The organism is Streptomyces sp. NPDC059785 (assembly GCF_042732375.1).
Classification (GTDB): domain Bacteria; phylum Actinomycetota; class Actinomycetes; order Streptomycetales; family Streptomycetaceae; genus Streptomyces.
In genome coordinates this window covers 63452-86195 of sequence record NZ_JBHWHV010000022.1, presented here as the reverse complement: position 1 = coordinate 86195, position 22744 = coordinate 63452, and the positions used below count along the sequence as shown (strand labels likewise).

The window sequence follows — 22744 nt, the reverse complement described above, 5'->3', positions numbered from 1 at the left end:
GGACCGTGACCGTGCGGCGGCGGTGTCCGGGAGCCGGGGCACCGCCGTCCTGGTGCCGGGGCACCGTCGTCCTGGTGCCGGGGCACCGTCGTCCTGAGAACTTCTACGACCGTTTCCCGAGCGACACCACCAGGCTCTGGGCCCGGTGGTCGGACAGGCCCGCCGGGTCCACGAAGTCGTAACGGTGCACGCGCAGCAGGTCGTTGGTGAAGGCCCAGTCCAGGCGCCACAGGCCGACGCCCTTGCTGTTCCACGTGCGGGGCCAGACCGTGTCCGAGGCGGGCAGCGCGTCGTGCAGGGTGTCCCGCAGTCCGTACAGGTCGCGCATGGCCGGGGTGGTGTTGAAGTCCCCCGCGACGAACACCGGGTTGGGGTTGCCCGCCACGTCCTTCCGCAGCGCCGCGTAGTGGCTGTCCCGCTGCGCGTCGCGCCGCCGCGTCTCGCGGTAGAAACCGCCGCTCAGCACGGTGCGCTCCAGGTCGAGCTGGACGGGGATGTGCACGTTGTAGAACGACACCACCCGGCCCCGTACGTCGATGTCCGTGCGCAGCACCTTGCCCCGCTCGAAGGTCTCCTGCCACGGGGTGCCGGGACGGACGTTCTTGCCCTGCCCCACTCCGGGAGCAGCCAGGACGGGGAACCGGGAGAGCGTGAGCTGCTCGCCGAGTATCTCCACCTGATAGCCGGGGAACTCCCGCTCGACACGGGCCAGTTCGTCGACCGGCTCTGGCCGCTCAGCCACCCAGGACAGGTACTCCTGGAGGAGGTAGACGTCCGCGTCCTGCGACTTGAGGTACCGGTAGAACGCGTCGGGGTCGTCGGTGGTGTCCCAGTACTGCGTGTTCCAGGAGAACACCTTCAGCGCCCCCGCCGGAGCGGGTCCGGGACCGCCGCCGGGCACCAGCGCGGTCCAGTTGAGCCCGGCCCGGGTCAGGCCCGTCACCAGCAGCAGCACGAGCACGGGGGCGAGCCGTCGCCGCGGCCGGCGGGCGTCCGGCAGACAGCAGGCCGCGAGCAGCGCCGACGGCACGAGGAGGAAGCAGACCGGCGGGATCAGGTCGGGCAGCAGCCACAGCCACCAGCGGCCGCTGAGCAGGAAGTTGAGCAGCGAGTACAGCGCCCACAGGACGGTGGGCGCGAGCAGCAGCCAGGAGACGACGGTCGTGCGCCGACGCCGGGCCGCGGGCGGCTCGGAGACGGTGGTGGGAGAGGGGGAGGAAGGGGGCGGGGGCGGGGTGCGGGCTTCGGACGGGGCCGTCATACGCCGTCACGGGCACGTACGTACGGCTCCACGGGCAGCTCCACGGGCAGCTTCACGGGCAGCTCCGCGTACTGACCTGCGGTCAGCCCGACGGTCAGCCCGACGGACGGCCCGACGGTCAGCCCGACGGACGGCCCGACGGTCAGCCCGACGGTCGGCCCCGCGGCCAGCCCTGCGGACAGTCCCCTGGGCGGCCCCGACGTCAGCCCTGCCGGCAGCCTCGCGGACAGTCCTTCCAACAGTCCTGCCAACAGCCCTGCGGACGGCTTCGCGTACGGATCTTCGGTGGACACGCGGCTGAACCTTGCCGCACCCCCGGCGGTGTCCGCAACCCCGCGAGGGGGGCCGGCGGCGGTCCCCGGGACCGATACGGAATCAATACCGGGTCGATACGCAGCGCGACTGAACTGGCCCGCATGCCGCATTCCGTTTCGGTAGTGATCCCTGCCCACAACACCTCCCGCACCCTCGCCGCCTGTCTCGACTCCGTCCTGGCCCAGAGCCGTCCGGCCGACGAGGTGATCGTGGTGGACGACGGCAGCACCGACCGGACGGCGCGGATCGCGCACGGCTATCCGTGCACGGTGATCCGGCTGGCGCCCAACCGCGGTGTGTCGGCGGCCCGCAACGCCGGTATCGCGGCCGCCACCGGCGACGTCCTCTTCTTCCTCGACTCCGACGAGGCGCTCGGCCCGGACTCGGTGGCCGCCGCGCTGGAGATCCTGGACGCCGACCCCCGGTGCGGCTGCGTGCACGGGATCATCGCCCCCGACCCGCTGTTCGACGACGGCCCGGTCGAGCGCTACAAGACGCTGCACGCGTACTGGTGGCGGGCGCGCGGCGTGGGCGAGGTGGAGACCGCGTTCTTCGCCCAGGCGGCCGTCCGCAGGGAGGTGTTCGAGCGGGTCGGCGGCTTCGACGAGACACTGCGCGACTCGGAGGACCTCGAACTCAGCGACCGGATCGCCCCGCACTTCACCATCGTCCTCACCGACCGGATCGTGGCCAGGCACGACGAGGAGCACCGCCTCGGCGCCCTGCTCGCCGAGACCTTCCGGCGGGCGCTGCTGCTGGTCCCGGCGCTGCGCTCGGCACACCGGGGCGGACGCGGCAACCTGACCGCCAACAGCCCGGCGTCCGTCGCGACCGCGGCCGCGTTCTTCGCGGCGCTGCCCTTCGCCGTCGTCGCCCCGGTCCTGCCCGTCCTCGCGCTGCTCGCGTTCTGCGCCGCCAACGCCGGGCTGCTGCGGTTCGCCGCCCGGCACCGGTCGGCCGCCTTCGTACCGTTCTTCACCGGCGTCCATCTGCTCGCCCACGGCGCCCTGCTGTCCGGTGCCGCGCTGGGCGCCCTGTGCATGGCGGCCGGTGCACCGACAGGGCGCGCCGTGCCCGGCCGTACGGAGCCGGGCCGGTGACCGCCCGGCTGCGGGGGCTGCTCACCCCGGTGATCGTGATCGCCGCGCTGGCCGGTGTCTTCCTCGCCGTGCGCGGGGAAGGGCTGTCCGCGCTGCGGGAGTTCACCCGGCCGGAGAACCTGCCGCTGCTCGTAGCGGCGGTGGTGGCCAATGTCGCCGGTCTCGTGCTCGCCGTGCACGCCTGGCGGGTGCTGATCCCCGGCGACCATCCGGTCAAGGGTCTGTACGCCGCGAAGATTTACTTCCTCGGGCAGCTCAGCAAGTACATCCCCGGCCGCGTCTGGGGCGTGCTCACGCATGTGGCGCACGGCCGGGCTGTCGGCGTCCCCGGCGCCCAGATGACCTCGGCCTACGTGCTCAGCCTCGCGCTGACCATCCTCACCGGCACCGGCGTCGCCCTGCTCGCCGCCCCCGCCGCGCTGCCCGGCCAGTGGCCCTGGCTGACCCTGCCCGCGCTGCTCTTCCTGGCCTGCGTGGTGCGCCCGGCGCTCGCGACCCGGCCGGTCGGGGCGCTCGCCCGGCTGCTGCGCAGGCCCGTCGAGCCGCCACCGGACGGCGCGGTCCGGCGGGCGATGCTGCTGGCCGTGGCGGCGTGGCTGGTCTCGGGGGCGCACCTGTGGTTCATCGTGCTCGCGCTGGGCGCCGAGCCGTGGGCCGGGATGGGCGCGGCCGTCGGGGCCTTCGCGCTGGCCACCGTCGTCAGCAGCCTCGCCCTGATCGTCCCGGACGGCTGGGGCGTACGGGAGCTGACCATCACCGCCGCGCTCGCCACCGTACTGCCGAGCGCCGAGGCCGCCACCGCCGCCCTCGCCAGCCGGCTCGTCTGTGTCCTGGCCGAGCTGGGCAGCTCGGCCGTCGTCCTCGCCCGTGCCCGGTTCACCGCCGCACCGGGCCCGGCCGTGACCGCTCCACCTGCCGCACCCGGCCTCCCCGCGACCCCGCACCCCGTCAGTGGAAAAGGAGAAACCCGTGTACACCCTTGACGACGCCGAACGGCTCGAAGTCGCAGAGGTGCACGACCTGTACCGCACGTACGTGAACAAGAGCCAGGTCTCCCTGATGACGTCCTTCGGCTTCGGCCGGGAACTGGTGGACCACGCCGAGGGCGCCTATCTGACGCTCAGGGACGGCCGCCGCGTCCTCGACGTCACCGGCGGCGTCGGCGTCCTCAACCACGGCCACAACCACCCCCGGATCCTCGCGGTGCGCGAACGCTTCGCCCGGGAGCGCCGGATGGAGGTCCACAAGACCTACTTCTCGCCCTACCTCGCCGCCCTCGGGCACAACCTGGCAGAGGTGCTGCCCGGCGACCTGTCCATGGCGTTCCTGCCCAACTCCGGTGCGGAGGCGGTCGAGGGCGCGGTCAAGCTGGCGTACAAGTACCACGCCGGCAAGCGGGGCACCGTGCTGCGCGCGGACTGCGCCTTCCACGGCAAGCTGCTCGGCTCGGGCGGTCTGACCGGGCAGAACGGGTTCTCGTTCCCGACGATCCCCGGCATCGACACCTTCGCCTACGGCGACCTGGACTCGGTGCGCGCGGCCGTCGGCCGCCACCCGAAGGACGTCTACGCGATCCTCATCGAGCCGTTCAGCGCCTCCACCATCCAGGAGTGCTCCGAGCAATTTCTGCGCGGGCTGCGGGAGTTGTGCACCCGGCACGGCATCGTGCTGATCTTCGACGAGATCTACACCGGCTGGGGCAAGACCGGCAGCATGTTCCACTTCATGCGCTACCCGGGGCTCGTTCCCGATGTCGTCACCACCTCCAAGTCCTTCGGCGGCGGCAAGTCCTCCGTCTCCGCGTACGTCGCCCGCGAGCCGGTCTTCCGCAAGGCGTACGACAACCTCGGCGACTCCCTGCTCAACTCGACGTCGACCACGTACTACGGCTTCGGCGAGGAGTGCGCCACCGCCCTGGAGGCGATCAACATCGCCGTGGAGGACGACTACCCGGCGCGGGCACGGGCGTTGGAGGCGGTCCTCGAACCAGGACTCAATCGACTGGCCAAGGAATATCCCGACGCGATCGGCAGGGTCGCGGGCGCGGGCGCCCTGTGGGGCGTCTTCCTCGACGGCGGGCCCAGGATCCTCGACCTGGTCGCGAAGCTGGCGCCCGGCGGCATGGCCAGGGACCCGCGCTTCAAGGCCAAGCTGGTGACCTGCGCGGTGATCAGCGCCCTCTACGAGGACCACGACATCTTCGCCTACTACACCCTCAACGGCCGCAACCCGCTGATCCTCGGGCCCTCCCTGGTCACCGAACCCGGCGAGGCGGAGCGCGTGGTCGACGCGCTCGGCACCGTCCTGGAGCGCGGCCTCGGCCGGCTGGTCACCCGTTTCATCAAGCAGAAGGTGAGCTCGCAGTGGTGATCACCATCACCGGCGCGGCCGGCATGCTCGGCGGCCGGCTCGCCGAACGGCTGCGCGCCGACGGCCTGGACGTACGCGGCGTCGACCTGCGCCCGGACCCCGGCGTCGACTTCGTCGGCGACATCCGCGACCGCGACCTCATGCGGCGCGCCCTGGACGGCGCCGACGTCCTCGTACACGCCGCCGCCGCGCTGCCCAGCTACCCCGACGAACAGATACGGTCCATCATCGTCGGCGGCACCAAGAACGTGTTCGCCGCCGCCCGCGCCTCGGGCACCCCCCGCGTCGTGCACATCTCCTCGACCGCCGTCTACGGACTGCCGTCGGTGGTGCCGACCACCGAGGAGTACCCGCGCGAACCGGTGGACACCTACAGCCGGGCCAAGGCCGCCGCCGAGGAGATCGCCGAGCGGTACCGCGCGGACGGCATGTGCGTACCCGTCCTGCGGCCCAAGACGTTCGTCGGACCCGGCCGCATGGGGTTGTTCTCCATGCTCTTCGAGTGGGCGGCGGAGGGCCGCAACTTCCCCGTCCTCGGCAAGGGCGACGTGCGCATCCAGATGTTCGCCATCGACGACCTCGTGGACGCCGTCGTCACCGTGCTCACCGCCCCCGACGACGTCGCGAACGACACCTACAACCTGGCCGCCGCCGAATTCGGCACCCTCCGCGAGGACTTCCAGGCCGTCCTGGACGCAGCCGGACACGGCAAGCGCGTCGTCGGCCTGCCCGCCCGGCCCGCGCTCGCCGTGCTCAGCGTCCTCCAGCGGGCCCGGCTCTCCCCGGTGTACGGGCGGCTGCTGCACAAGCTGATGGACGACTCCTACGTCAGCATCGACAAGGCCGCCGAACGGCTCGGCTTCCGGCCCAAGTACTCCAACCAGGACGCCGTCCTGCGCACCTACGAGTGGTGGACCACCGTCCGCCACCGGACCCCCGCCGAGGGCTCCACCGGGCGCACCAGCCGGGACCCGTGGCGCCAGGGACTGCTGTCCACGGCGAAGATCTTCTTCTGAGGAGCGCGCCATGACCTTCCTGGACGAACAGGCGCAACCCGCCACCGCCGAAGTCCCGAGACCCCTGCGCACGGGCACGCCGGCGGCCGGCCTGCTCGCGCTGATCCGCCCCGGCCAGTGGCCCAAGAACCTCCTCGTCGTCCCGCTGCCACTGCTCGGCGCACCCTGGAACCCGGCGTCCGCGGGTCGCGTCGCCGTCGCCACCGCCGCCTTCGTCCTGGCCTCGTCGCTGGTGTACGTCGTCAACGACATGGCCGACGTCGAACGCGACCGGCGCCACCCGGTCAAGCGCCACCGGCCGCTGGCTGCCGGACAGGTCGGCATGGTGGCCGCCGCCGCGCTCGGCTGCGCCCTGGTCGGGCTGCTCGTCCCGCTGCTCGTGCTGCTCGCCCCCGAGGGCGCCTGGGCGGTGCTGCTCTACCTCACCGTCAACGCCGCCTACAGCTGGCGGCTCAAGCACCTGCCGCTGCTCGACGTCTTCATCGTCGCCACCGGCTTCGTCCTCAGGCTGCTCGGCGGCTACGAGGCCGGCGGCCGGGCGGTGTCGAGCTGGCTGGTGCTGACCGTGCTGACCCTGTGCCTGCTGCTCATCCTGGGCAAGCGCCGGCACGAACTGGGCGTCTCCGGCACCGGCCACCGCCCCGCGCTGGTCGGCTACTCCTCGCACTTCCTCGACATGGTGCTGGTGATGTGCGCGGCGCTGACCATGGTCGGCTACCTGCTCTTCCTGCGCACCGAGTCCGGCTATGAGGCGGGCGCCCTGCTCACCGCGCCCTGCGCGCTGTTCGCGCTCTTCCGCTACCTCCAGCTCGTGGTCGTGGACAGCGAGGGCGGCAGCCCCGTGCACGCCCTGCTGCGGGACCGCGTGATGATCACGAACTCCTCGGTCTGGGCCGCACTGCTGCTCGCGTTCCAGCTCGCCTGACCGTCACCCCGTCCCGTCCCGTCCCGCCCCGTCCCGTCACTCGCAACGACCGAGGATCCGAATGGCCGAACCCCTTGTGTCGGTGGTCGTCCCGCTGTACAACGACCGCCGCACCGTCGACCTGTGCCTGCGCTCCGTCCTGGCGCAGACCCATCCGAAACTCGAAGTGATCGTCGTCGACGACGCCAGCACCGACGACTCCGCCGAGCTGGCCGCCCGCCACCCCGTCACCCTCGTCCGCGCCGAGCGCAACGGTGGCCCCGGCGCCACCCGCAACCTCGGCGTCCGGCATGCGAACGGCGATATCGTCTTCTTCCTGGACGCCGATCTGACCATGCACCCCGAAGCGGTCGCCGAGGCGGTGCGGCTCTTCGAGGAGAATTCCGCGTACGGAGCCGTCTTCGGCATCCCCGACAAGGAGCCCCTGTTCGCCGAGGGCCCGGTCTGCGACTACCGCATCCTCCAGTACCACTACTGGCGCAAGAGCGCAGAGGGACTGGTCAGCGGCGGTTTCTACGCCCTGGGCGCGGTGCGCAGGACCGCCTTCCTGGAGGCCGGCTGGTTCAACCCGGCGCTGCGCCAGACCGAGGAGATCGACCACGCCGAACGGCTCGCGGCCCGTTACCCGATGCTGCTCACCTCCCGGGTCCGCGGCCGGCTCTCCGACGAGCGGGACCTGCGCTCGCTGCTGCGCAAGGCGTTCCTGCGCAGCAGACTGCGGGTGCCGTTCTACCTCGACCGGGGCCGGGCGATGCAGGGCATGGAGACCGGCGGGCGCGCGGCGGCCTCCGTCCTGGCCGCGCTCACCCTCGTGACGCTGCCGCTGGCGGCGGTGTGGCCGGTGGCGGCGCTGATCCCGGCGGCGGCCCTCGCCGGCTGCGTCCTGGCCGACCTCGGCCAGTACGTCTTCGTCGCCAGGGAGCGCGGCCCCGCCTTCCTGCTCTTCTTCACCGGCTGCCATCTGCTGATGAACACGGCGGTGGTGGCGGGCCTCGCGACGGGCCTGCTCCAGTGGGCGTTCAGCGGCCGCTTCCGCCGCATGTACCGGCAGGAGGCGACCGCATGACACCGGAACAGACCGTCACGGACCCGGTGGACGAGGCAGCACCGAAGACACGACCGGAGCCGGCACCCGCCTCGAGCCGCGCCCGCCGCACCGCCCGCCTCCTGCGCCTCTGGTACGGCCGCGCGCTGATCGCGGTGGCCGCGATCTGGCTGCTGTACGCGGTCCTGCGGTGGCTGACCAGCGGCCGCTGGCACTGGGCGATCCTGCTGGACGCGGCCCCGCCGCTGCTCCTGGTCGCCGTCCCGGCCGTCCTGCTCGCGGCGAGTGCCGCCGCCTGCGGGCGCCGCCGCCGGTGGGCGGCGTCGCTCACCGGGGCCGCGCTGGTCCTCGCGCTCATCACCGGCTCCGGCTTCAACTGGCCCGCGCTGTGGCGCGATCCGGGCGAGGTGCCGCCCGGCGCGCTGCACGTGGTCTCCCTGAACACCCAGTACTGGGGCCAGGCGTCGAGCCCCGACAAGGTCTACGAGCTGCTGCACCGGCAGAAGGCCGACGTCTACACCCTCCAGGAGCACGTCGCCTGGCAGCCGGGGCTCGGCGAGGACGGCTACAGCCGCCTCGACGACGACGCGCGGCTGCGGGCCGAGTTCCCCGGGTACCACATCGCGCGCCGCGGCGAACTGCTCACGCTCTCTCGCTTCCCGATCGTCGCCGAGCCGGCCGTCGGACCCGGCGCCGCCCTCGACGCCGACCCCGGCACCCCCTTCAGCCGGGTCTTCGCCCGCGACAAGGTGATGCGCACCGACCTGAAGGTCAAGGGCAAGATCTTCAGCGTCTACAACGTGCACATCACCGTGCCGCTGGCGCCCGACAACCTGAACCTGTTCTCCGGCTACGACTTCGACTCCTACTTCCGGCGGAAGTTCGACTGGCGGCAGGAGGAGCTGCACGGTCTGGAGAAGGACCTGGACGGCAACAGGCATCCGGCGGTGATCGCGGGGGACTTCAATTCCACCGACTCGATGCGGGACCTGGACGGGCTGCGCGAGCGGGCCGACGACGCGCTGCGGGCGAATACCGACTTCCTGCCGCTGAGCTGGAAGTTCGACGCGCCGGCCGGGTTCGAGTGGGACAGCGTGTTCAACCGGGCGCTGCCGCTGTGGCGGGTCGACTGGAGCTTCACCGCGGGAGACGTGCAGCTGCACCGCTACGAGTTCCGGCCCACGGACGGGCTCTCCGAACACCGGTTGCAGGACCTGTGGCTGTCGCTGTGAGCCCGAGGACGCCGGCGAGGACGCGGACGAGGGCGAGGGCGGGGGAGAGGCGCGCCACCGCGGTGGCCCGCCTCCTCTCCGCCGCGCCGGGGCGCGCACGCGGTGGCCGGTTCAGGCGACCTTGCGGACGGCGTGGTCCTTCTCCATGCCCACCAGGATCGACTGCTCCAGCGAGCCGAGTTCGGGGCTCGGCTCGATGCCGAGCTCCTCCACGAGCGTCGCCCGGATCCGGCGGTAGACCGCGAGGGCCTCGGCCGTGCGGTGCGAGCGGTAGAGCGCGAGCATCAGCTGACCGTGCAGTTGCTCACGGTAGGGATGCTCGGCGGCCAGTTGCATCAGCTCGCCGATGACGTCCTGGTGCCGGCCGAGTTCGAGTTCGAGCCGGACGCGCTCCTCCAGGGCGCGCAGCCGGTCCTCCTCGAGGCGGCGCGCACCGGACTCCACGGGGCCGCTGCTCGTCAGGCCGGCGAGGGCGGGTCCCGTCCACAGCCCGAGCGCCTGGCGGAGCGCGGACACCGCGTGCTCGTGCAGACCCGCTTCGGTCAGCCGGCGCGCGCGGCGCACCTCGCTGTCGAAGACCGCGGCGTCCAGCTGGGTGTCGTCCAGGCAGAGACGATAACCCTGGGGATGGGTCTCGATGAGGTGGTCGGAGGCACCGGCGGCCGCGAAGCACCGGCGCATGGAGGAAATGCAGATACGAATCTGGGTACGGGCACTCGCGGGCGGGGAAGGTCAGCCTGGACCAGGCACACTCCCCGCAGAAAGTGATGGCGCACGGAGATCTATTGCGCCGGTTCGTGGCCGGGGAGGATTTCAAACCGATTCATATGCGAATCGGGATCATGGGCGCGTGCAACCAGCGGTGCCACTTCTGCAACTTCCACTCCCCGAACGAGGACCAGTTCTACGACCTGTTCTCGTTCAAGGACTCCATCCCCACCGCGAAGGCAGTCCTGCTGCTCCAGGAGTTCGCCGCGAACGACGGCCGGGCCGTCACGTTCTGCGGCAGCGGCGAGTGCACCGTCCACCCCGGCTACGCCGACATCGCCCGCGCCGGGCACGCGGCCGGACTGCGCCTCGGCCTGATCACCAACGGCTCCCGGCTCGGCAGGCCCGCCGTCGCCGAGGCCGTCGCCGCGACACACACCTGGGTCCGCGTCGGCCTCAACGCCGGCACCGAGACCACGTACAACGCCATCACCCGGGACCGGGAACACACCTTCTCGTCGTTCGTCGGGGTGGTGGGCAAGCTGCGCGAGGCGGCGCTCGCCCCGGACTTCCGGATCGGCTTCAACTTCGTGATCACCCAGCAGAACCACCACGAGATCCTCGACGCCGCCCGCATCGGCCTGGAATCCGGCGCGCACTACGTCCGGTTCGAGCCGGAGTTCTACAGCGCACTCGGCCACCGGACCATCGAGACGGTCATGCCCGAGATCGCGGACGCCCTGAAGCAGGCGAAGGAGTTCTCCACCGAGGACTACGAGGTGTCCGTCCCCAAGCTCGACCGGGGGCCCATGGACCAGGTGGAGGCCGTGGAGGGGGACTTCGAGCGCTGCCACTACAGCAGGTTCGTCACGGCCGTCGGCGCCGACGGCAACCTCTACCCCTGCCCGCAGGTGCACCTCAACAGCCGCTATCTGATCGGCAACGTGCTCGACCAGGGGTACGAGACGGTCCTGGAGGGTGGCCCCCGCGCCGAGTGGGAGGCGGCCAACCCGCGCCGCACCGACCTGTGCAAGTCCTGCTTCTACCGGCCGCAGAACGAACTCCTCGAACACCTGCACCGCGGGCGGATCCAGCTCGACCAGGCGCTGGACTCCTACGCGGTGGAGGTCCCCGCCACCCTGCACGCCGACTTCATCTGACGAGCCGCCATCCGCCGCCGCCCCCGGGGCGCCCGTACGGAACAGGGTTGTCGATCACCCATGCAGATCCATCACTTGAGACGGCTCCTCGACACCGCACCGAGATACGACACCGCACCGAGACACGACAGCGGATCCGAGGGGGCCGCCGACCGGGCCCGCCGGGTCCGGGCGACCGTCGCGCGGCTGGCCCGCGCCGAGCCCGCGCCGCTGCGCGTCACCGGCACCGCCGTCGCCGTGCGCGACGGGCTGCGGCGCGAGCGGCTGACCCTGCACTCGCCCGTGCGCGGCGAGTTCGGGGCCACCGTGCTGGCGCCCGAGGACGGCGGCCCGTGCCCCGCGGTCCTGGTGCTCGGCGGGAAGAACGCCCACCGCGACCAGCTCACCGGCGAGGTCGCCCCGGACCACCCGGACCGCAACGTCGCCGAACGGCTCGCCCGCGCCGGGTTCACCACGCTCGCCTTCGAGTACGCCATCGGCGGCGGCCTCGAACCCGGACGGCTCGCCGGACGCGACGAAGGGGCGCTGCTCGCCCACGCCTTCGCGCTCACCGGCCGCTCGCTGCTCGGCGCGCTCACCGGCGACGCGCTCGGCGCCCTCGACGTGCTGCGGGGACACCCGCTAGCCGACCCCGGGCGCCTCGGCCTCTTCGGGCACAGCCTGGGCGCGGCCGTCGCCCTGCACACCGCGCTGCTCTCCGGGACCCCGCTGCCGCTCTGCGCGGCCGGCCACCTCGGCAGCTACCCGGCGCTGTACGCCCGCCTGCTGACCGGCTTCGAGGGCGCGGCCCTGCCCGGCATCCTGGAGTACACCGACCTGCCGGGCCTGTACGCCGCCCTCGCACCGGCACCGCTCCAGCTCCAGTACGGCACCGAGGACCCGTTCCTGGAGACCGCCGACGCCCGCGCCGCGGGGCACGCGGTGACCACGGCGTACGAGGCGGCGGACGCACCCCGTCCCGAGGTCCTGGAGATCGCCATGGGCCACGGCACCCATGTGGGGCACGCCGTGGACTTCTTCACCCGCGAACTGGCCCCCTTTGGAATCGGTGCACCCCCGCCCGTACCCGCCCAGCGCATCCGCTTCGACGTCGCCGAGCGCCGCCGCGTGCTCGACCGCGTCGACGCCGCGCTCGACACGGGCGTTCTCACCCAGGGCCCGCTGGTCGCCCGCTTCGAGCAACTGTCCCGCGCCTGGACCGCGACCCCCGGCGCGGCGGTGGCGTCCGGCTCCGCCGCCCTGGAGATCGCCCTGCGGATCATCGGCGTGACAGGACGGACCGTCCTCGTCCCGGCCAACACCTTCTTCGCGACGGCGGCGGCGGCCGTACGGGCCGGAGCCGCCCGGGTCCGCTTCGCCGACCTCGAACTCGACGGTCTCGGCATGGACCCGGACGCGTTGCGCACCGCCCTCGACCGGTACCCGGACACGGCCGCCGTGGTGCCCGTGCACATCGGCGGCATCGTCGCGCCGTCCCTCGACGGCGTCCTCGAACAGTGCCGGGAGCGCGGCATCCCCGTCCTGGAGGACGCCGCCCACGCATTCGGCAGCGCGCTCGGCGACCGCCCGGCCGGGAGCCTCGGCCGGTTCGGCGCCTTCTCCTTCTTCCCGACGAAGGTCGCGACCAGCGGCGAGGGCGGCCTGCTGACCGGCCGGGACGGTGGCGATCTGGAACACGTACGCCGCTGGCGGGACCACGGCAGAAGCGCACCCGGGTCGACCCTGCACGACCGGCCGGGAAGCAACTGGCGGATGAGCGAACTGCACGCCGCCGTCGGCACCGTCGACCTGGAGCGCTTCGCCGTCACCCTGGCCGCGCGCCGCGAACGCGCCGCCCACTACGACGACCTGCTCGCCGGCGTGCCACGGCTGCGGCCGCACACCGTGCCCGGCGGGACACACAGCAACTACTACAAGTACCTGGTCCACCTCGACGAGCCGGCGGACCGGGCGCTGCTGAAGAAGCGGCTGCGGGAACGGCACGGCGTGCGGCTCGCGGGCGAGGTCTACGACCATCTGCTGTGCGACCACCCGTACTTCGCCGACGCCGCTGCCGACGGCAGCGGGGGAGCGGACACGGGCACGGAGCCGGACGGGCCGTACCCCCGGGCCCGCCGGTTCGCCCGGCACCACATCGCCCTGCCGCTCCACCCCTCTCTCACCCACGACGAGCAGATCCGGGTGGTCACGGCGCTGCGCGGCGAGCTGTCGTGACGGCCGCCGGACTGCTGCACGCCTTCCGCCGGGGCTCCTGGCAGCCGTCCCTCGACACCGGACCGCTGCCGGGGGACACCGGCCTGCGGCTGGCCCTGGTCCCCGAGATCGTGGCCGCCGCCGACCGGCGCCACTGGGACGCGACGGCCCCCGGCCTGCCCCCGGCACCGGCCGACCGGCGGGCGCTGCTGCTGCGCGCCCTCGACCTGTTCGAGCACGCCGTGCTCACCGTCGGCGGCCTCGGACCGCAGAGCCGCGACGACTTCGCCGCCGCCCTGTGGCGTACCGCGGGCGTCCCCGCAGCGCTCACCGACCGCTGGACCGGCATGCTGCGCACCGCGCTGACCGAGCGGCCGGTGCCGGTGGGCGACGGCGCGCTGGCCCTGGTGGCGCTGCCCGGCAACACCTTCACCTGCATGGCCGCCGTACTGGAGCAGGCCGAGCGCTCGGCCTGTGTATGGATGCGGCCCAGCCGCCGCGAGCCGCTGTCCGCCGCGCGGCTGGTCGCGGCCCTGGCGGCGGCGGGCTGGCCCGCCGAGCGGATCGCGCTGTACCCGACCGGACAGGCAGCGCTCGGCGGACTGATCCGGCTCACGGACCGGCAGGTGGTCTACGGCGGCGCGGGCCTGACCGCCGCCGTGCGCGCCGCCCCGGACCTCACCCTGCACGGCCCGGGACGCGGCTGCGCGCTCGTCCCGGACGGCATGGACACTCAGGCCGCGGCGGACTGGCTGATGCCGCTGATCGCCGCGGACTCGGGGCGGTTCTGCACCAACGTCCGTACGGTGGTGTGCCCGGGACCGGCCGCACCCCTGGCCGCGGCGCTGGCCGCGAGACTCGGTCAACTACCGCACGGTGACTGGCCGTTGACCGCCTTCCGGGAGCCCGGCGCCGCGCGGCGCGCGATCGAATCAATCACGGTACGCATGCGCCCGGGCGACCGGCTGCTGACACCCACGGACCCCGCGGGCGAGGCAGCCGTCGTCCCGCCGCACCTCGTACTGATCGCCGACCGCACCGGCGACCCGGCGCGGCACCCGCTGGTCGGGCACGAGGTGCCGTTCCCGTTCGCCGCCGTCGTGCGGGCCACCGGCCGCGACGCCGCCGCGATCGCGGCCGGCTCCCTGTTCGTGCACCACCCGCCGTCCCGCTCACCAGCGGCACAGGAGAAGAGGCGCACCGCATGACGTCGACCGCACCCGCCACCGCCCGGCGCGACCCCGCGACGCTCCACGCCGCCCTGCGCGAGCGGGTCCCGGAGCTCGGCATCGACCTCGACACCTGGACCCGCCGGATGATGCGCTGGCACTTCTCGCCCGAGACGGGCTCCGACTTCTGGCTCGCCCGCCGCGACACACTCGGCTTTGAGCCGATCGGGGACGTCGACGGCTTCGCGGCGCTGCGGCTCTTCGGGCTCTTCGACAAGGCCGAGCTGCGCGCGGCCCACCCCCGCGAGCTGCTGCCGCGCGGCTACCGGGGCCGGCCCTTCCGCGTCGTCAACGTCACGCGCCTCGCGTACGACGTGGAGATCTACCGGACGGTGCTGGAGGCGCGGGGTCTGGCCGGGGGCGACATCCTGGCGATGACCCCCATGGGGCCGCACGCCTACGGGCACTTCGTGGAGGGGCTCGCCGACAGCTGGCACGGCGCCGTGCACGCCATCGACTTCGATCCGCGCTGGGTCAAGACGGCGCTGCGCTCGGGCGCCGGCGCGGAACCGTACACCGAGCACCTGATCGCGCAGACGCTTCCGCTGCTCATTGGCGAGCGGCCGGGCCTGCTGTTCACCACGCCCCGGCTGCTGGTGGAACTGGCGATGCGGCTGCCCCGGCCGCTGCACACCTACGGGGTCCGGGCCGTGTGCACCGGCGGCACCTCCTGCACCCCCGCCGAGGCCCAGTTCCTGCGCGCGGAGCACCTTCAGGGCGTGCGGTGGATCGACACCTACGGCAACACGCTCGTCGGGCACGCGCTCCAGGGGGACGCGGTGCCGGGCGCCGTACTGCCGCCGGACGTCACGCACTCCTACCACCTGCCCCCGCCGTTCGCCGCGATGACCGTCGTCGATCCGGACGACCCGTGGCGCGAAGCCGCCGTGGGGGAGCGCGGCCGGGTCCGGGTGACCACGCTTCTGGAAGACCTGTTCCTGCCCAACCTGCTGGAGCGCGACAGCGCCGTCAGGACCGGACCGCACCCCTGGTTCCCCTGGGACGGGGTGGCGGCGGTACGGCCGTACGAGGACGACCCGGAGGACGCGGTGGAGGGCGTCTACTGACCGGAACCGCCGCAAGGCAAGGCAAGGCCCGCCCGTCCGCGACGCGAAGGACCGACCAGTGACGCTCGACGCACAGCCCCGCACCGAGACGCCGGAGCCGCTGTACTCCAACGGGCTGCCCATACCGCTCACCCCGGACTGCTTCGGCCCGCTCAGACCCACCGCCCACCACGCGGCGGACCCCGCGACGCTCCGCGCGCGCCTGCGCCGCGACGGCTACCTGTATCTGCCGGGCTTCCTCGACCCGGCCGGGGTGCGGCGGCTGCGCGGCGCCTACTTCGCCCGCTTCCCCGCGGGCTATCTCGCCGGGGGCACCGCGCCCGAGGACGGCGTCTTCTCCGGCACCGTCCCGCCGGGCCTGCCGGAGTACGGCGTCGCCGGGCACCCCGCGCACGGCTTCGTGCGGTCGGCGACCTTCGCGCGGTTCGTGGACGACCCCCGGCTGCGCACCCTCGCGGAGACCCTGCTCGGCGGCCGGGCCGAGCTGCTGCCGCGCCGGATCCTGCGGCACTACCACCGCGGCTCGCACCGCGCCTCGCGCGCCCACGTCGACCTCGACTACATGGACCGCATGGAGCACGGCGGCCCCGCCACGCCCGCGGTGATCACGCTGTGGATACCGGTCGGCGACTGCCCCGGGCGCACCGGCCCGCTGGTCTACCTGGAGGGCTCACACACCCTCACGCCCGGCGAGTACGAGCCGCTGCGCGACGTCACCGACCGCCCCGGCGACCGGCGGCCCATCTCCCACGATCTCGCGTGGACGGCCCGTAGCCTGGGGCGCCGCTGGCTGTGCACGGACTTCGCGGCCGGCGACCTCATGGTGCACGTACCGCAGATCATCCACGCCTCCCTGGACACGACCACCGACGCCATGCGTCTGTCCGCCGACGTCAGGTTCGTCCGCTCGGGTCACGCCCCGGACCCGCGCTGGCTGCGGCCCTGGTCGGCGGACGACGGAGCGTGAACCCACCGGCCGCCGACGAACGGAGTCCTCAGATGGCCACCCCACCCCCGCAGTACGACCTCCACCGGGTCGCCGACCGGCTCACCGCCTACGCCGTCCTGGCGCACGACCCGGCCGTCCCGGCGATCGCCGCGGACTACTGGGAGAAGAGCGAGCTCTACTACCGCGCGGTCGACGCCGAACTCGCCGCGCTGGTCGCGCACACTCCCGCCGAAGCGCCGTACGCGGACGTGATCCGGGAGCCGGTGCGGGCCGCCGCGCAGCACGAGCTGCGCGAGGCGCTCACCGGGCTGCTGGCCGAGCGCCCCGGGGCGCTCGGACCGCTGGAGCGGCAGGTCGCGGACGCCGACCGGCGGATCTGGATCGACTACCACCTCGGGGCCGACTACACCACCGAGGCGCCCGAGCCCGCGGACGGGCCGGGCAGCGCCGCCCTGGTCTCCGCGGGACGCCCCGCGCCGGTGCACATCGTGATCCCCTTCCGGGACCGCGAGGGCGGGCTGCGCACCCGCAACCTGGTGGCCTGTCTACGGGCCCTCGCCGACCAGGAGGGCGGCCCCGCCCACCGGGTGACGGTGGTGGAGACCGACAGCGGGCCGCGCAGCCGCGACGTGCTCGAAGGGCTCGTGGACGACTACCTCTTCGCCCACAAGGACGGCCTGTTCAACAAGGCGTGGGCGGTGAACGTCGGCGTCGTCTCGACACCCGCCGAGACCGAGGTGGTCTGCGTCCTGGACGCCGACATCCTGGTCGACCGGTACTTCGTCGCCCGCAACACCACCCGGCTGCACGACAGCGGGCACGGCACGCACCTGCCGTTCCGCTGGTCGCTCTCCCTGGACGAGCCCTCCACGCTGCGGGCCATCGCGGCCCGCGTCGACGCGGGCGCCGCGGACGTGCCCGAGTCCGTGCTGCGCGGCCTGCTGCTGCGCGAGCCCCCCGGCGGCTGCGTCTGGCTGCGCACCGAGGTGTTCCACGCCATCGGCGGCTTCGACGAACGCTACGAGGGCTGGGGCGGCGAGGACGACGACGTGGTGGCCCGGCTGGCCGCCGCCGCCCCGCTGGTGCGCTACGACGACGCCCTGCTGCACCTCAACCACCCGCGGCCGGAGATGACCCGCAGCGACGGCGCCCCGTTCAACGCGCACATCGAGCCGATGAGCTGGACCCCGGCCCAGTCCTTCGGGGACCGGGGCAAGTTCACGACGGCCGGAGGCTGACCGGGGCGCCGCCCCGGGCGGTGGAGCGCCCGGCCGCCGCGATGACCTCGTCCACCAGGGCCGCGTCGGCCGCCGTGCACACCGGCGGCCGACCGCCGGCCACCGCGGCGGCGAAGTCGGCGATCAGCGGGACGTGCGGGTTGGCGGGCCGGCCCGCCGTCTCGCGCCGTACGCCCCCGGGGCCGCGCACGGTCAGCGTGCCCGAGTCCAGCGGGTCGAGGACGACGGAGCGGCCCGCGCCGTGGAAGGCCAGACGGTCGGCGGGCGGCGCGTCGCTCCACTCGAAGCAGAGGTGCGCGCGGGTGCCGGGCCAGGTGAGGTCCAGCCCGGCCCGGCGCTCGGCGCCCGCCGGGAACCGGTCGCCCAGCCGCGCCCGTACCTCCGCGGGCCGTCCGAACAGCATCAGCAGCAGGTCCAGGCGGTGGCTGCCCGCGTCGGCGAGTACGCCGCCGCCGGACACCGCCGGGTCGGTGCGCCAGCGCATCGGATGGCCGGGCCCCGGTGCGAAGGCGCACCGGAAGCGCACCTCCACCCGCTCGGGCCGCCACCCGGCGAGTTCCGCGCGCAGCCGCGTCACGGCGGGCGCGAGACGGCGGTAGTAGGCGACGCCGGTCCGGGCCCCGGCGGCGTGCAGCGCCGCGTCGGCCGGGCCGAGCGCCCCGGCCAGCGGCTTCTCGACCAGCACCGGGAGCCCGGCCGCCAACGCCCGCACGGCCAGCGGCACATGATGCACGACGGGGGTGGCCACGTACACGGCGTCGGTGCCGTCGGTGAGGCCGCGCGGGTCGGTGCCGGACGCGGGGACGCCCCAGTCCCGCGCGGCGCGCTCCGCCCGCCGCGCGTCGCGGCCCCACAGGAAGACCGGGTCCTCGCCGAGCCGGCGCAGCGCGGGCAGCACCCGGCGGGCGACCACGTCGCCGTGGCCCGCGACGCCCCACCTCACGCCCGGTGCCTCACGGGACGATCGCGACCTTGAGCGTCTCGCGCGGCGGACCGTCGTACGGCGCCGGCTCGCCGTCCGGGTACAGGGCCCGGCTCGCCGACAGCTGCTCCATCGCCTTCGGCAGATCGTCGAGGGCGTAGGTGTGGGTGAGCAGGACGGGCAGGTACAGCTCGCGGGTGCGGGCGAGGCGTTCGGCGACCGCGAGGGCCTCGGCGCGGGAGGTGTCGAGCGGCTCGGCGGAGCTGTGCACCCTGAGGCCCTTGCGTTCCCAGGTCACCAGGTCGACGGTGACGTGCGTGTCGATGTGGTGGGTGCCGAGCAGGACGACGAGACCGTTCTGCCGGACCAGCTCCACGCAGGCGTTGAGCGTGCCGGGTGTGCCCACGGCGTCGATGGCCACGTCGAACTGGGCGCCGACGCCGAGGAGTTGGTCCCGGGAGCCGTCGACGCGGTGGGTGGCGTCCGCGCCGAGCAGGGCCGAGCGCTCGAGGCGCCAGGGGTCGAGGTCGACCGCGGTGAGGTGCGAGGCGCCGCGCAGGGCCGCCATGCGCAGCGCCATCAGGCCGACGGGGCCCTGGCCGACGACCGCGACGCGGTCCCCGAGCCGGACGCCACGGGTGGCGTGCACGGCGAGCGGCAGCAGTTGCAGGATCGCGCCCTGCTCGAAGGGCACCTCCTCGGGCAGGGCGCCCACGGACACCTCGCGGGCGAGCGCGAACTCCGCGTAGCCGGTGCTCAGCGGCGTGCGGACGAAGACCCGCTGTCCGGGTGCGACCCTGGTGACGCCGGGGCCGACCGCCTCGACCAGGCCCGCGATCTCGTGCCCGAAGCAGCCCTGCGCGCAGTGCTCGCGCAGGCCGTAGTAGTGGTAGTACGCCAGGTCGCTGCGGTTGCAGACGGTGCAGGCCCGGACCCTCACCAGGACTTCCAGCGGGCCGGGTTCCGGCACCGGGGCGTCGCCCGTCAGGCGGATGTCACGCCGGCCGGCCAGTTCGTAGCGTCGCATCGCTTCCGTCCCCTCGGCGCGAGAGCCCCACGAGTCGATCCCGGGAGGCTCGCACACGTCCACCGGTGCGTCAATCACGCCGGAGGCCTTCGCGGGGCCCGGTACAACAACGTTGTCATCGGGACGAGTTGGATCATTGGGGAGCCTTGACAGCCGGATTGGTACAGGCCAATACTCGGTTGGCCTACACCAATCCTGTCGCGGTTCGTCCGTACCCGGTCCCGCGCTCTTCTCCCGTCGGAGGTCCCTGCATGGCCGTAAGGAGCCACCCGGCACTCGAGCGGTTGGCCAACGCCGTGCTCCAGCCGGGATTCGAGGGCACCACGGCGCCGGACTGGGTACGGCGCCGGATCTCCGAAGGGCTCGCCTCCGTCGTCCTGTTCGGGCGCAACATCCAGGGCCCCGAACAGGTCGCCGCGCTCACCGCGTCGCTGCGGGCCGAGAACCCCGACCTGATCATCGCCATCGACGAGGAGGCCGGTGACGTCACCCGCCTCGAGGTGCGCACCGGCTCGTCCCGGCCGGGCAATCTGGCCCTGGGCGTCATCGACGACATCGACCTCACCGAGGAGGTCGCCCGCGACATCGGCCGCGAACTGCGCTCCCTCGGCGTGTCGTTGAACTACGCGCCCAGCGTCGACGTCAACACCAACCCGAGGAACCCGGTCATCGGGGTGCGCGCGTTCGGCGCGCGCACCGACGTCGTCTCCCGCCATGCCGCCGCGTGGATCCGCGGCCTTCAGTCCGCGGGGGTCGCCGCCTGCGCCAAGCACTTCCCCGGCCACGGAGACACCGTGGTCGACTCGCACCACGGCCTGCCGCAGGTCTCGGCGCACGCCGACACCATCGCGCTCACCGCCCTGCCGCCGTTCATCGCCGCGATGGACGCCGGGGTGCGCGCCGTCATGACCGCCCACATGCTCGTCCCCGCCTTCGACGAGGAACTGCCCGCGACCCTCAGCCGCCGCATCATCAACGACCTGCTGCGCGGCGAACTCGGCTTCACCGGACTGATCGTGACCGACGCCATCGAGATGGGGGCCGTCGCCGACCGCTACGGCATCGCGGGCGCCGCGGTGAAGGCGGTCGCCGCCGGCGCCGACGCGGTCTGCGTCGGCGGCGAGAACGCCGACGACGGCACGACCGTCAAACTGGCCGACGCGCTGGTGGCCGGCGTGCTCGACGGCAGCCTCCCCGAGGAGCGGCTCGCGGACGCGGCGGTCCGGGTCACGGACTTCGCCGCCTGGTCGGGCACGGCCTCCCGGCACCCCGGCGAGGGCGACGACGCCCCCGGCATCGGCCTGGTGGCCGCCCGGCGCGCCGTCCACGTTCACCACCGGCCGGGCAGCACCGCCCCGTTCCCGCTGCGCCGCGCCGCGCACGTGGTCGAGCTGTCCCCCACGACCAACCTCGCCATCGACAACAGCACCCCCTGGGGGGTGGCCGACCCGCTGAAGGCACTGCGCGCGGGCACCACCTCCGTCCGGCTCGGCGAACCGGAACTCGACGTCGCGGACATCGACGACGTACTGCGCCGTCTCGCCCTGGCCCCGGCGGACGGCCGCGCCCTCGTCGTCGTCGTGCGCGACGCGGCCCGCTACGGCTGGATGGCGCGCGCACTGACCGGACTGCTGCGCCGGCGCCCCGACGCCGTCGTGGTGGAGATGGGCCTGCCCGCGGGCGACCGGCCGGGCGCGGTGCACCTGACCACGCACGGCGCCACCCGTGTCTCCGGCATCGCCGCCGCCGAAGTCCTCGTGGGTGCCGTCTGAACCCACCCTGCCCGGAGCCCGCCGGCCGCGCCCCGAAGTCCGCGCCGCGCCGGCCGCCGCACCGCCCGGCCGTGTCACGTGCTCGACCCGCGCCCCTGACCCGCGCCCGCGGTGCCCCTGCGACCGGCGGCCCCGGCCACCGCAGAGAACCGACCCTGGAGTGATCGCAATGACCACGCACCATCCCCACCTGTACCGGGCCGCCTCCGAGCGCCCGTACTTCAGCAACGACGGGGAGACCTACCTGGCGCAGACGCAGCTCAGGGACATCCGCAAGACGGAGCCCCTGCGCGTGCTCTCCAAGGAGGACCACGCCTTCTGGCAGACCAACGGGTACGTGGTGGTCAAGGAGGCCATACCCGCCGCCGCCGCGAAGAGCCTGCTCGACTTCACCTGGGACTTCCAGGGCCTGGACCCCGACCGGCCCGACACCTGGTACGAGGAGCGCGAGTTCCGCTCCGACCTCGACCGCGACCTGCACGTCTACGGCTTCGTGGAGGCGTACCACCACCAGCTCCTGTGGGACAGCCGGCAGCATCAGCGGGTCTACGACGCCTTCGTGGACGTCTGGGACTGCGAGGAGCTGTGGGTCACCCTGGACCGGCTCAACCTCAACCCGCCCAACGTCCGCAACCGCTCCCGCTCCCTGATCGACCCCACCGACGAGGGCTTCGACATCGAGCTGCACTGGGACGTCGACACCACCCTCGGCGTACTGCCGCAGCGGGTGCAGGGCATCATCGCGCTCAACGACACCCAGCCGGAACTGGGCGGCTTCCAGTGCTCCCCGGAGCTGTTCCGCCGGTTCGACGAGTGGCGCTTCGGCCGGCCCGCCGGCCGCGACCCGATCAGGCCCAACGCCGACCGGACCGAGTTCCCCGTGGTGCGGCCCCAGCTCCAGGCCGGTGACCTGCTCATCTTCAACGGCCTGCTCGCGCACGGCGTCGCGCCCAACACCTCCGAGCAGGGTGTGCGCGCCGTCCAGTACCTGTCGATGATGCCCGCCCTGGAAGAGCACGAGAAGCTGCGGGACTCGCGCGTCGAGTCCTGGCGCACCCTCGGCACCCCGGACTGGAACGCCACCCTGCTCGGCGACGTCAGGAAGCACGAGTCCGAGCGGTACGGCAGCGCCGAGCTGACCGGTCTCGGCAAGCGGCTCCTCGGGGCCGAGTCCTGGAGCACACCGCGCGACGCCCGGTGAAGCGGAGACCACAC

Annotated in this window: 20 protein-coding genes; 15 read left to right on the top strand and 5 right to left on the bottom strand. The window is 73.4% G+C overall.

The window, feature by feature from the left end:
• Positions 1 to 103 precede the first annotated feature (103 nt).
• On the bottom strand, positions 104 to 1261 hold the full coding sequence (locus ACFV6E_RS18645) for an endonuclease/exonuclease/phosphatase family protein (protein ID WP_385462850.1): 1158 nt from the start codon (positions 1259 to 1261) through the stop codon (positions 104 to 106).
• Positions 1258 to 1554, bottom strand: coding sequence for a hypothetical protein (locus ACFV6E_RS18640; protein ID WP_385462847.1), 297 nt, complete (start codon positions 1552 to 1554; stop codon positions 1258 to 1260). The genes ACFV6E_RS18645 and ACFV6E_RS18640 overlap by 4 nt, the downstream gene beginning before the upstream one ends.
• A 144-nt stretch (positions 1555 to 1698) precedes the next feature.
• On the opposite strand from ACFV6E_RS18640, the gene ACFV6E_RS18635 reads away from it, so the two are divergent.
• From ACFV6E_RS18635 to ACFV6E_RS18605, 7 genes are all read left to right on the top strand, one after another.
• On the top strand, positions 1699 to 2676 hold the full coding sequence (locus ACFV6E_RS18635) for a glycosyltransferase family 2 protein (protein WP_385462844.1): 978 nt from the start codon (positions 1699 to 1701) through the stop codon (positions 2674 to 2676).
• A complete protein-coding gene (locus tag ACFV6E_RS18630) occupies positions 2673 to 3659 on the top strand; it encodes a lysylphosphatidylglycerol synthase domain-containing protein (protein WP_385160284.1) in 987 nt (328 codons plus the stop codon). Before ACFV6E_RS18635 ends, ACFV6E_RS18630 begins: the two co-directional genes overlap by 4 nt.
• Entirely contained in the window at positions 3646 to 5046 is a 1401-nt protein-coding gene (locus ACFV6E_RS18625) for an aspartate aminotransferase family protein (RefSeq protein WP_385462841.1), read from the top strand. The genes ACFV6E_RS18630 and ACFV6E_RS18625 overlap by 14 nt, the downstream gene beginning before the upstream one ends.
• Positions 5040 to 6062 carry an NAD-dependent epimerase/dehydratase family protein gene (locus ACFV6E_RS18620; protein WP_385160280.1) on the top strand — a complete coding sequence of 341 codons (1023 nt, stop codon included), beginning with the start codon at positions 5040 to 5042 and terminating at the stop codon, positions 6060 to 6062. The genes ACFV6E_RS18625 and ACFV6E_RS18620 overlap by 7 nt, the downstream gene beginning before the upstream one ends.
• 10 nt (positions 6063 to 6072) lie before the next feature.
• Positions 6073 to 6987, top strand: coding sequence for a UbiA prenyltransferase family protein (locus tag ACFV6E_RS18615; RefSeq protein WP_385160278.1), 915 nt, complete (start codon positions 6073 to 6075; stop codon positions 6985 to 6987).
• A 61-nt stretch (positions 6988 to 7048) separates the two neighbouring features.
• Positions 7049 to 8053 (top strand): glycosyltransferase family 2 protein, encoded by a 1005-nt coding sequence (locus tag ACFV6E_RS18610; RefSeq protein ID WP_385160276.1) that lies wholly within the window; start codon positions 7049 to 7051, stop codon positions 8051 to 8053.
• The gene (locus ACFV6E_RS18605; protein WP_385462838.1) at positions 8050 to 9264 is read left to right on the top strand and encodes an endonuclease/exonuclease/phosphatase family protein; all 1215 of its coding nucleotides are present in this window, start codon (positions 8050 to 8052) and stop codon (positions 9262 to 9264) included. Before ACFV6E_RS18610 ends, ACFV6E_RS18605 begins: the two co-directional genes overlap by 4 nt.
• Before the next feature lie 111 nt (positions 9265 to 9375).
• Here the strand turns inward: ACFV6E_RS18605 and ACFV6E_RS18600 are convergent, their stop codons facing one another.
• Entirely contained in the window at positions 9376 to 9945 is a 570-nt protein-coding gene (locus ACFV6E_RS18600) for a BTAD domain-containing putative transcriptional regulator (RefSeq protein WP_385462836.1), read from the bottom strand.
• Between the two features lie 146 nt (positions 9946 to 10091).
• Between ACFV6E_RS18600 and ACFV6E_RS18595 the strand changes: the two genes are divergently transcribed.
• From ACFV6E_RS18595 to ACFV6E_RS18570, 6 genes are read left to right on the top strand one after another with little or no spacing between them, the layout of a single operon-like run.
• The gene (locus ACFV6E_RS18595) at positions 10092 to 11132 is read left to right on the top strand and encodes a radical SAM protein (protein WP_385160270.1); all 1041 of its coding nucleotides are present in this window, start codon (positions 10092 to 10094) and stop codon (positions 11130 to 11132) included.
• Positions 11133 to 11192: 60 nt separating this feature from the next.
• Positions 11193 to 13346 carry a DegT/DnrJ/EryC1/StrS family aminotransferase gene (locus tag ACFV6E_RS18590; protein WP_385462833.1) on the top strand — a complete coding sequence of 718 codons (2154 nt, stop codon included), beginning with the start codon at positions 11193 to 11195 and terminating at the stop codon, positions 13344 to 13346.
• The gene (locus ACFV6E_RS18585) at positions 13343 to 14533 is read left to right on the top strand and encodes a hypothetical protein (RefSeq protein WP_385462830.1); all 1191 of its coding nucleotides are present in this window, start codon (positions 13343 to 13345) and stop codon (positions 14531 to 14533) included. The genes ACFV6E_RS18590 and ACFV6E_RS18585 overlap by 4 nt, the downstream gene beginning before the upstream one ends.
• On the top strand, positions 14530 to 15621 hold the full coding sequence (locus ACFV6E_RS18580; protein WP_385462827.1) for a hypothetical protein: 1092 nt from the start codon (positions 14530 to 14532) through the stop codon (positions 15619 to 15621). Before ACFV6E_RS18585 ends, ACFV6E_RS18580 begins: the two co-directional genes overlap by 4 nt.
• A 58-nt stretch (positions 15622 to 15679) precedes the next feature.
• Positions 15680 to 16588: a phytanoyl-CoA dioxygenase family protein gene (locus ACFV6E_RS18575; RefSeq protein WP_385462824.1), complete on the top strand. Its 909-nt coding sequence runs from the start codon at positions 15680 to 15682 to the stop codon at positions 16586 to 16588.
• A 32-nt stretch (positions 16589 to 16620) separates the two neighbouring features.
• Complete coding sequence (locus ACFV6E_RS18570; RefSeq protein WP_385462821.1) at positions 16621 to 17808, top strand: glycosyltransferase; 1188 nt, start codon at positions 16621 to 16623, stop codon at positions 17806 to 17808.
• Here ACFV6E_RS18570 and ACFV6E_RS18565 read toward each other — a convergent pair.
• On the bottom strand, positions 17789 to 18751 hold the full coding sequence (locus ACFV6E_RS18565) for a Gfo/Idh/MocA family protein (RefSeq protein ID WP_385462818.1): 963 nt from the start codon (positions 18749 to 18751) through the stop codon (positions 17789 to 17791). The genes ACFV6E_RS18570 and ACFV6E_RS18565 overlap by 20 nt on opposite strands.
• A gap of 10 nt (positions 18752 to 18761) precedes the next feature.
• Complete coding sequence (locus ACFV6E_RS18560; protein ID WP_385462815.1) at positions 18762 to 19757, bottom strand: zinc-binding dehydrogenase; 996 nt, start codon at positions 19755 to 19757, stop codon at positions 18762 to 18764.
• Positions 19758 to 20008: 251 nt separating this feature from the next.
• On the opposite strand from ACFV6E_RS18560, the gene ACFV6E_RS18555 reads away from it, so the two are divergent.
• A complete protein-coding gene (locus ACFV6E_RS18555) occupies positions 20009 to 21529 on the top strand; it encodes a glycoside hydrolase family 3 protein (protein WP_385462812.1) in 1521 nt (506 codons plus the stop codon).
• Between the two features lie 169 nt (positions 21530 to 21698).
• Entirely contained in the window at positions 21699 to 22730 is a 1032-nt protein-coding gene (locus ACFV6E_RS18550; RefSeq protein ID WP_385462809.1) for a phytanoyl-CoA dioxygenase family protein, read from the top strand.
• Positions 22731 to 22744: the final 14 nt, after the last annotated feature.

Excerpts from the sequence above, each read along its gene's own strand:
- ACFV6E_RS18590 (WP_385462833.1), top strand. The coding sequence starts at position 11,193 with ATGCAGATCCATCACTTGAGACGGCTCCTCGACACCGCACCGAGATAC.
- ACFV6E_RS18550 (WP_385462809.1), top strand. The coding sequence starts at position 21,699 with ATGACCACGCACCATCCCCACCTGTACCGGGCCGCCTCCGAGCGCCCG.
- ACFV6E_RS18610 (WP_385160276.1), top strand. The coding sequence starts at position 7,049 with ATGGCCGAACCCCTTGTGTCGGTGGTCGTCCCGCTGTACAACGACCGC.
- ACFV6E_RS18645 (WP_385462850.1), bottom strand. The coding sequence starts at position 1,261 with ATGACGGCCCCGTCCGAAGCCCGCACCCCGCCCCCGCCCCCTTCCTCC.
- ACFV6E_RS18605 (WP_385462838.1), top strand. The coding sequence starts at position 8,050 with ATGACACCGGAACAGACCGTCACGGACCCGGTGGACGAGGCAGCACCG.
- ACFV6E_RS18570 (WP_385462821.1), top strand. The coding sequence starts at position 16,621 with ATGGCCACCCCACCCCCGCAGTACGACCTCCACCGGGTCGCCGACCGG.
- ACFV6E_RS18595 (WP_385160270.1), top strand. The coding sequence starts at position 10,092 with ATGCGAATCGGGATCATGGGCGCGTGCAACCAGCGGTGCCACTTCTGC.
- ACFV6E_RS18600 (WP_385462836.1), bottom strand. The coding sequence starts at position 9,945 with ATGCGCCGGTGCTTCGCGGCCGCCGGTGCCTCCGACCACCTCATCGAG.
- ACFV6E_RS18555 (WP_385462812.1), top strand. The coding sequence starts at position 20,009 with ATGGCCGTAAGGAGCCACCCGGCACTCGAGCGGTTGGCCAACGCCGTG.
- ACFV6E_RS18615 (WP_385160278.1), top strand. The coding sequence starts at position 6,073 with ATGACCTTCCTGGACGAACAGGCGCAACCCGCCACCGCCGAAGTCCCG.
- ACFV6E_RS18560 (WP_385462815.1), bottom strand. The coding sequence starts at position 19,757 with ATGCGACGCTACGAACTGGCCGGCCGGCGTGACATCCGCCTGACGGGC.
- ACFV6E_RS18580 (WP_385462827.1), top strand. The coding sequence starts at position 14,530 with ATGACGTCGACCGCACCCGCCACCGCCCGGCGCGACCCCGCGACGCTC.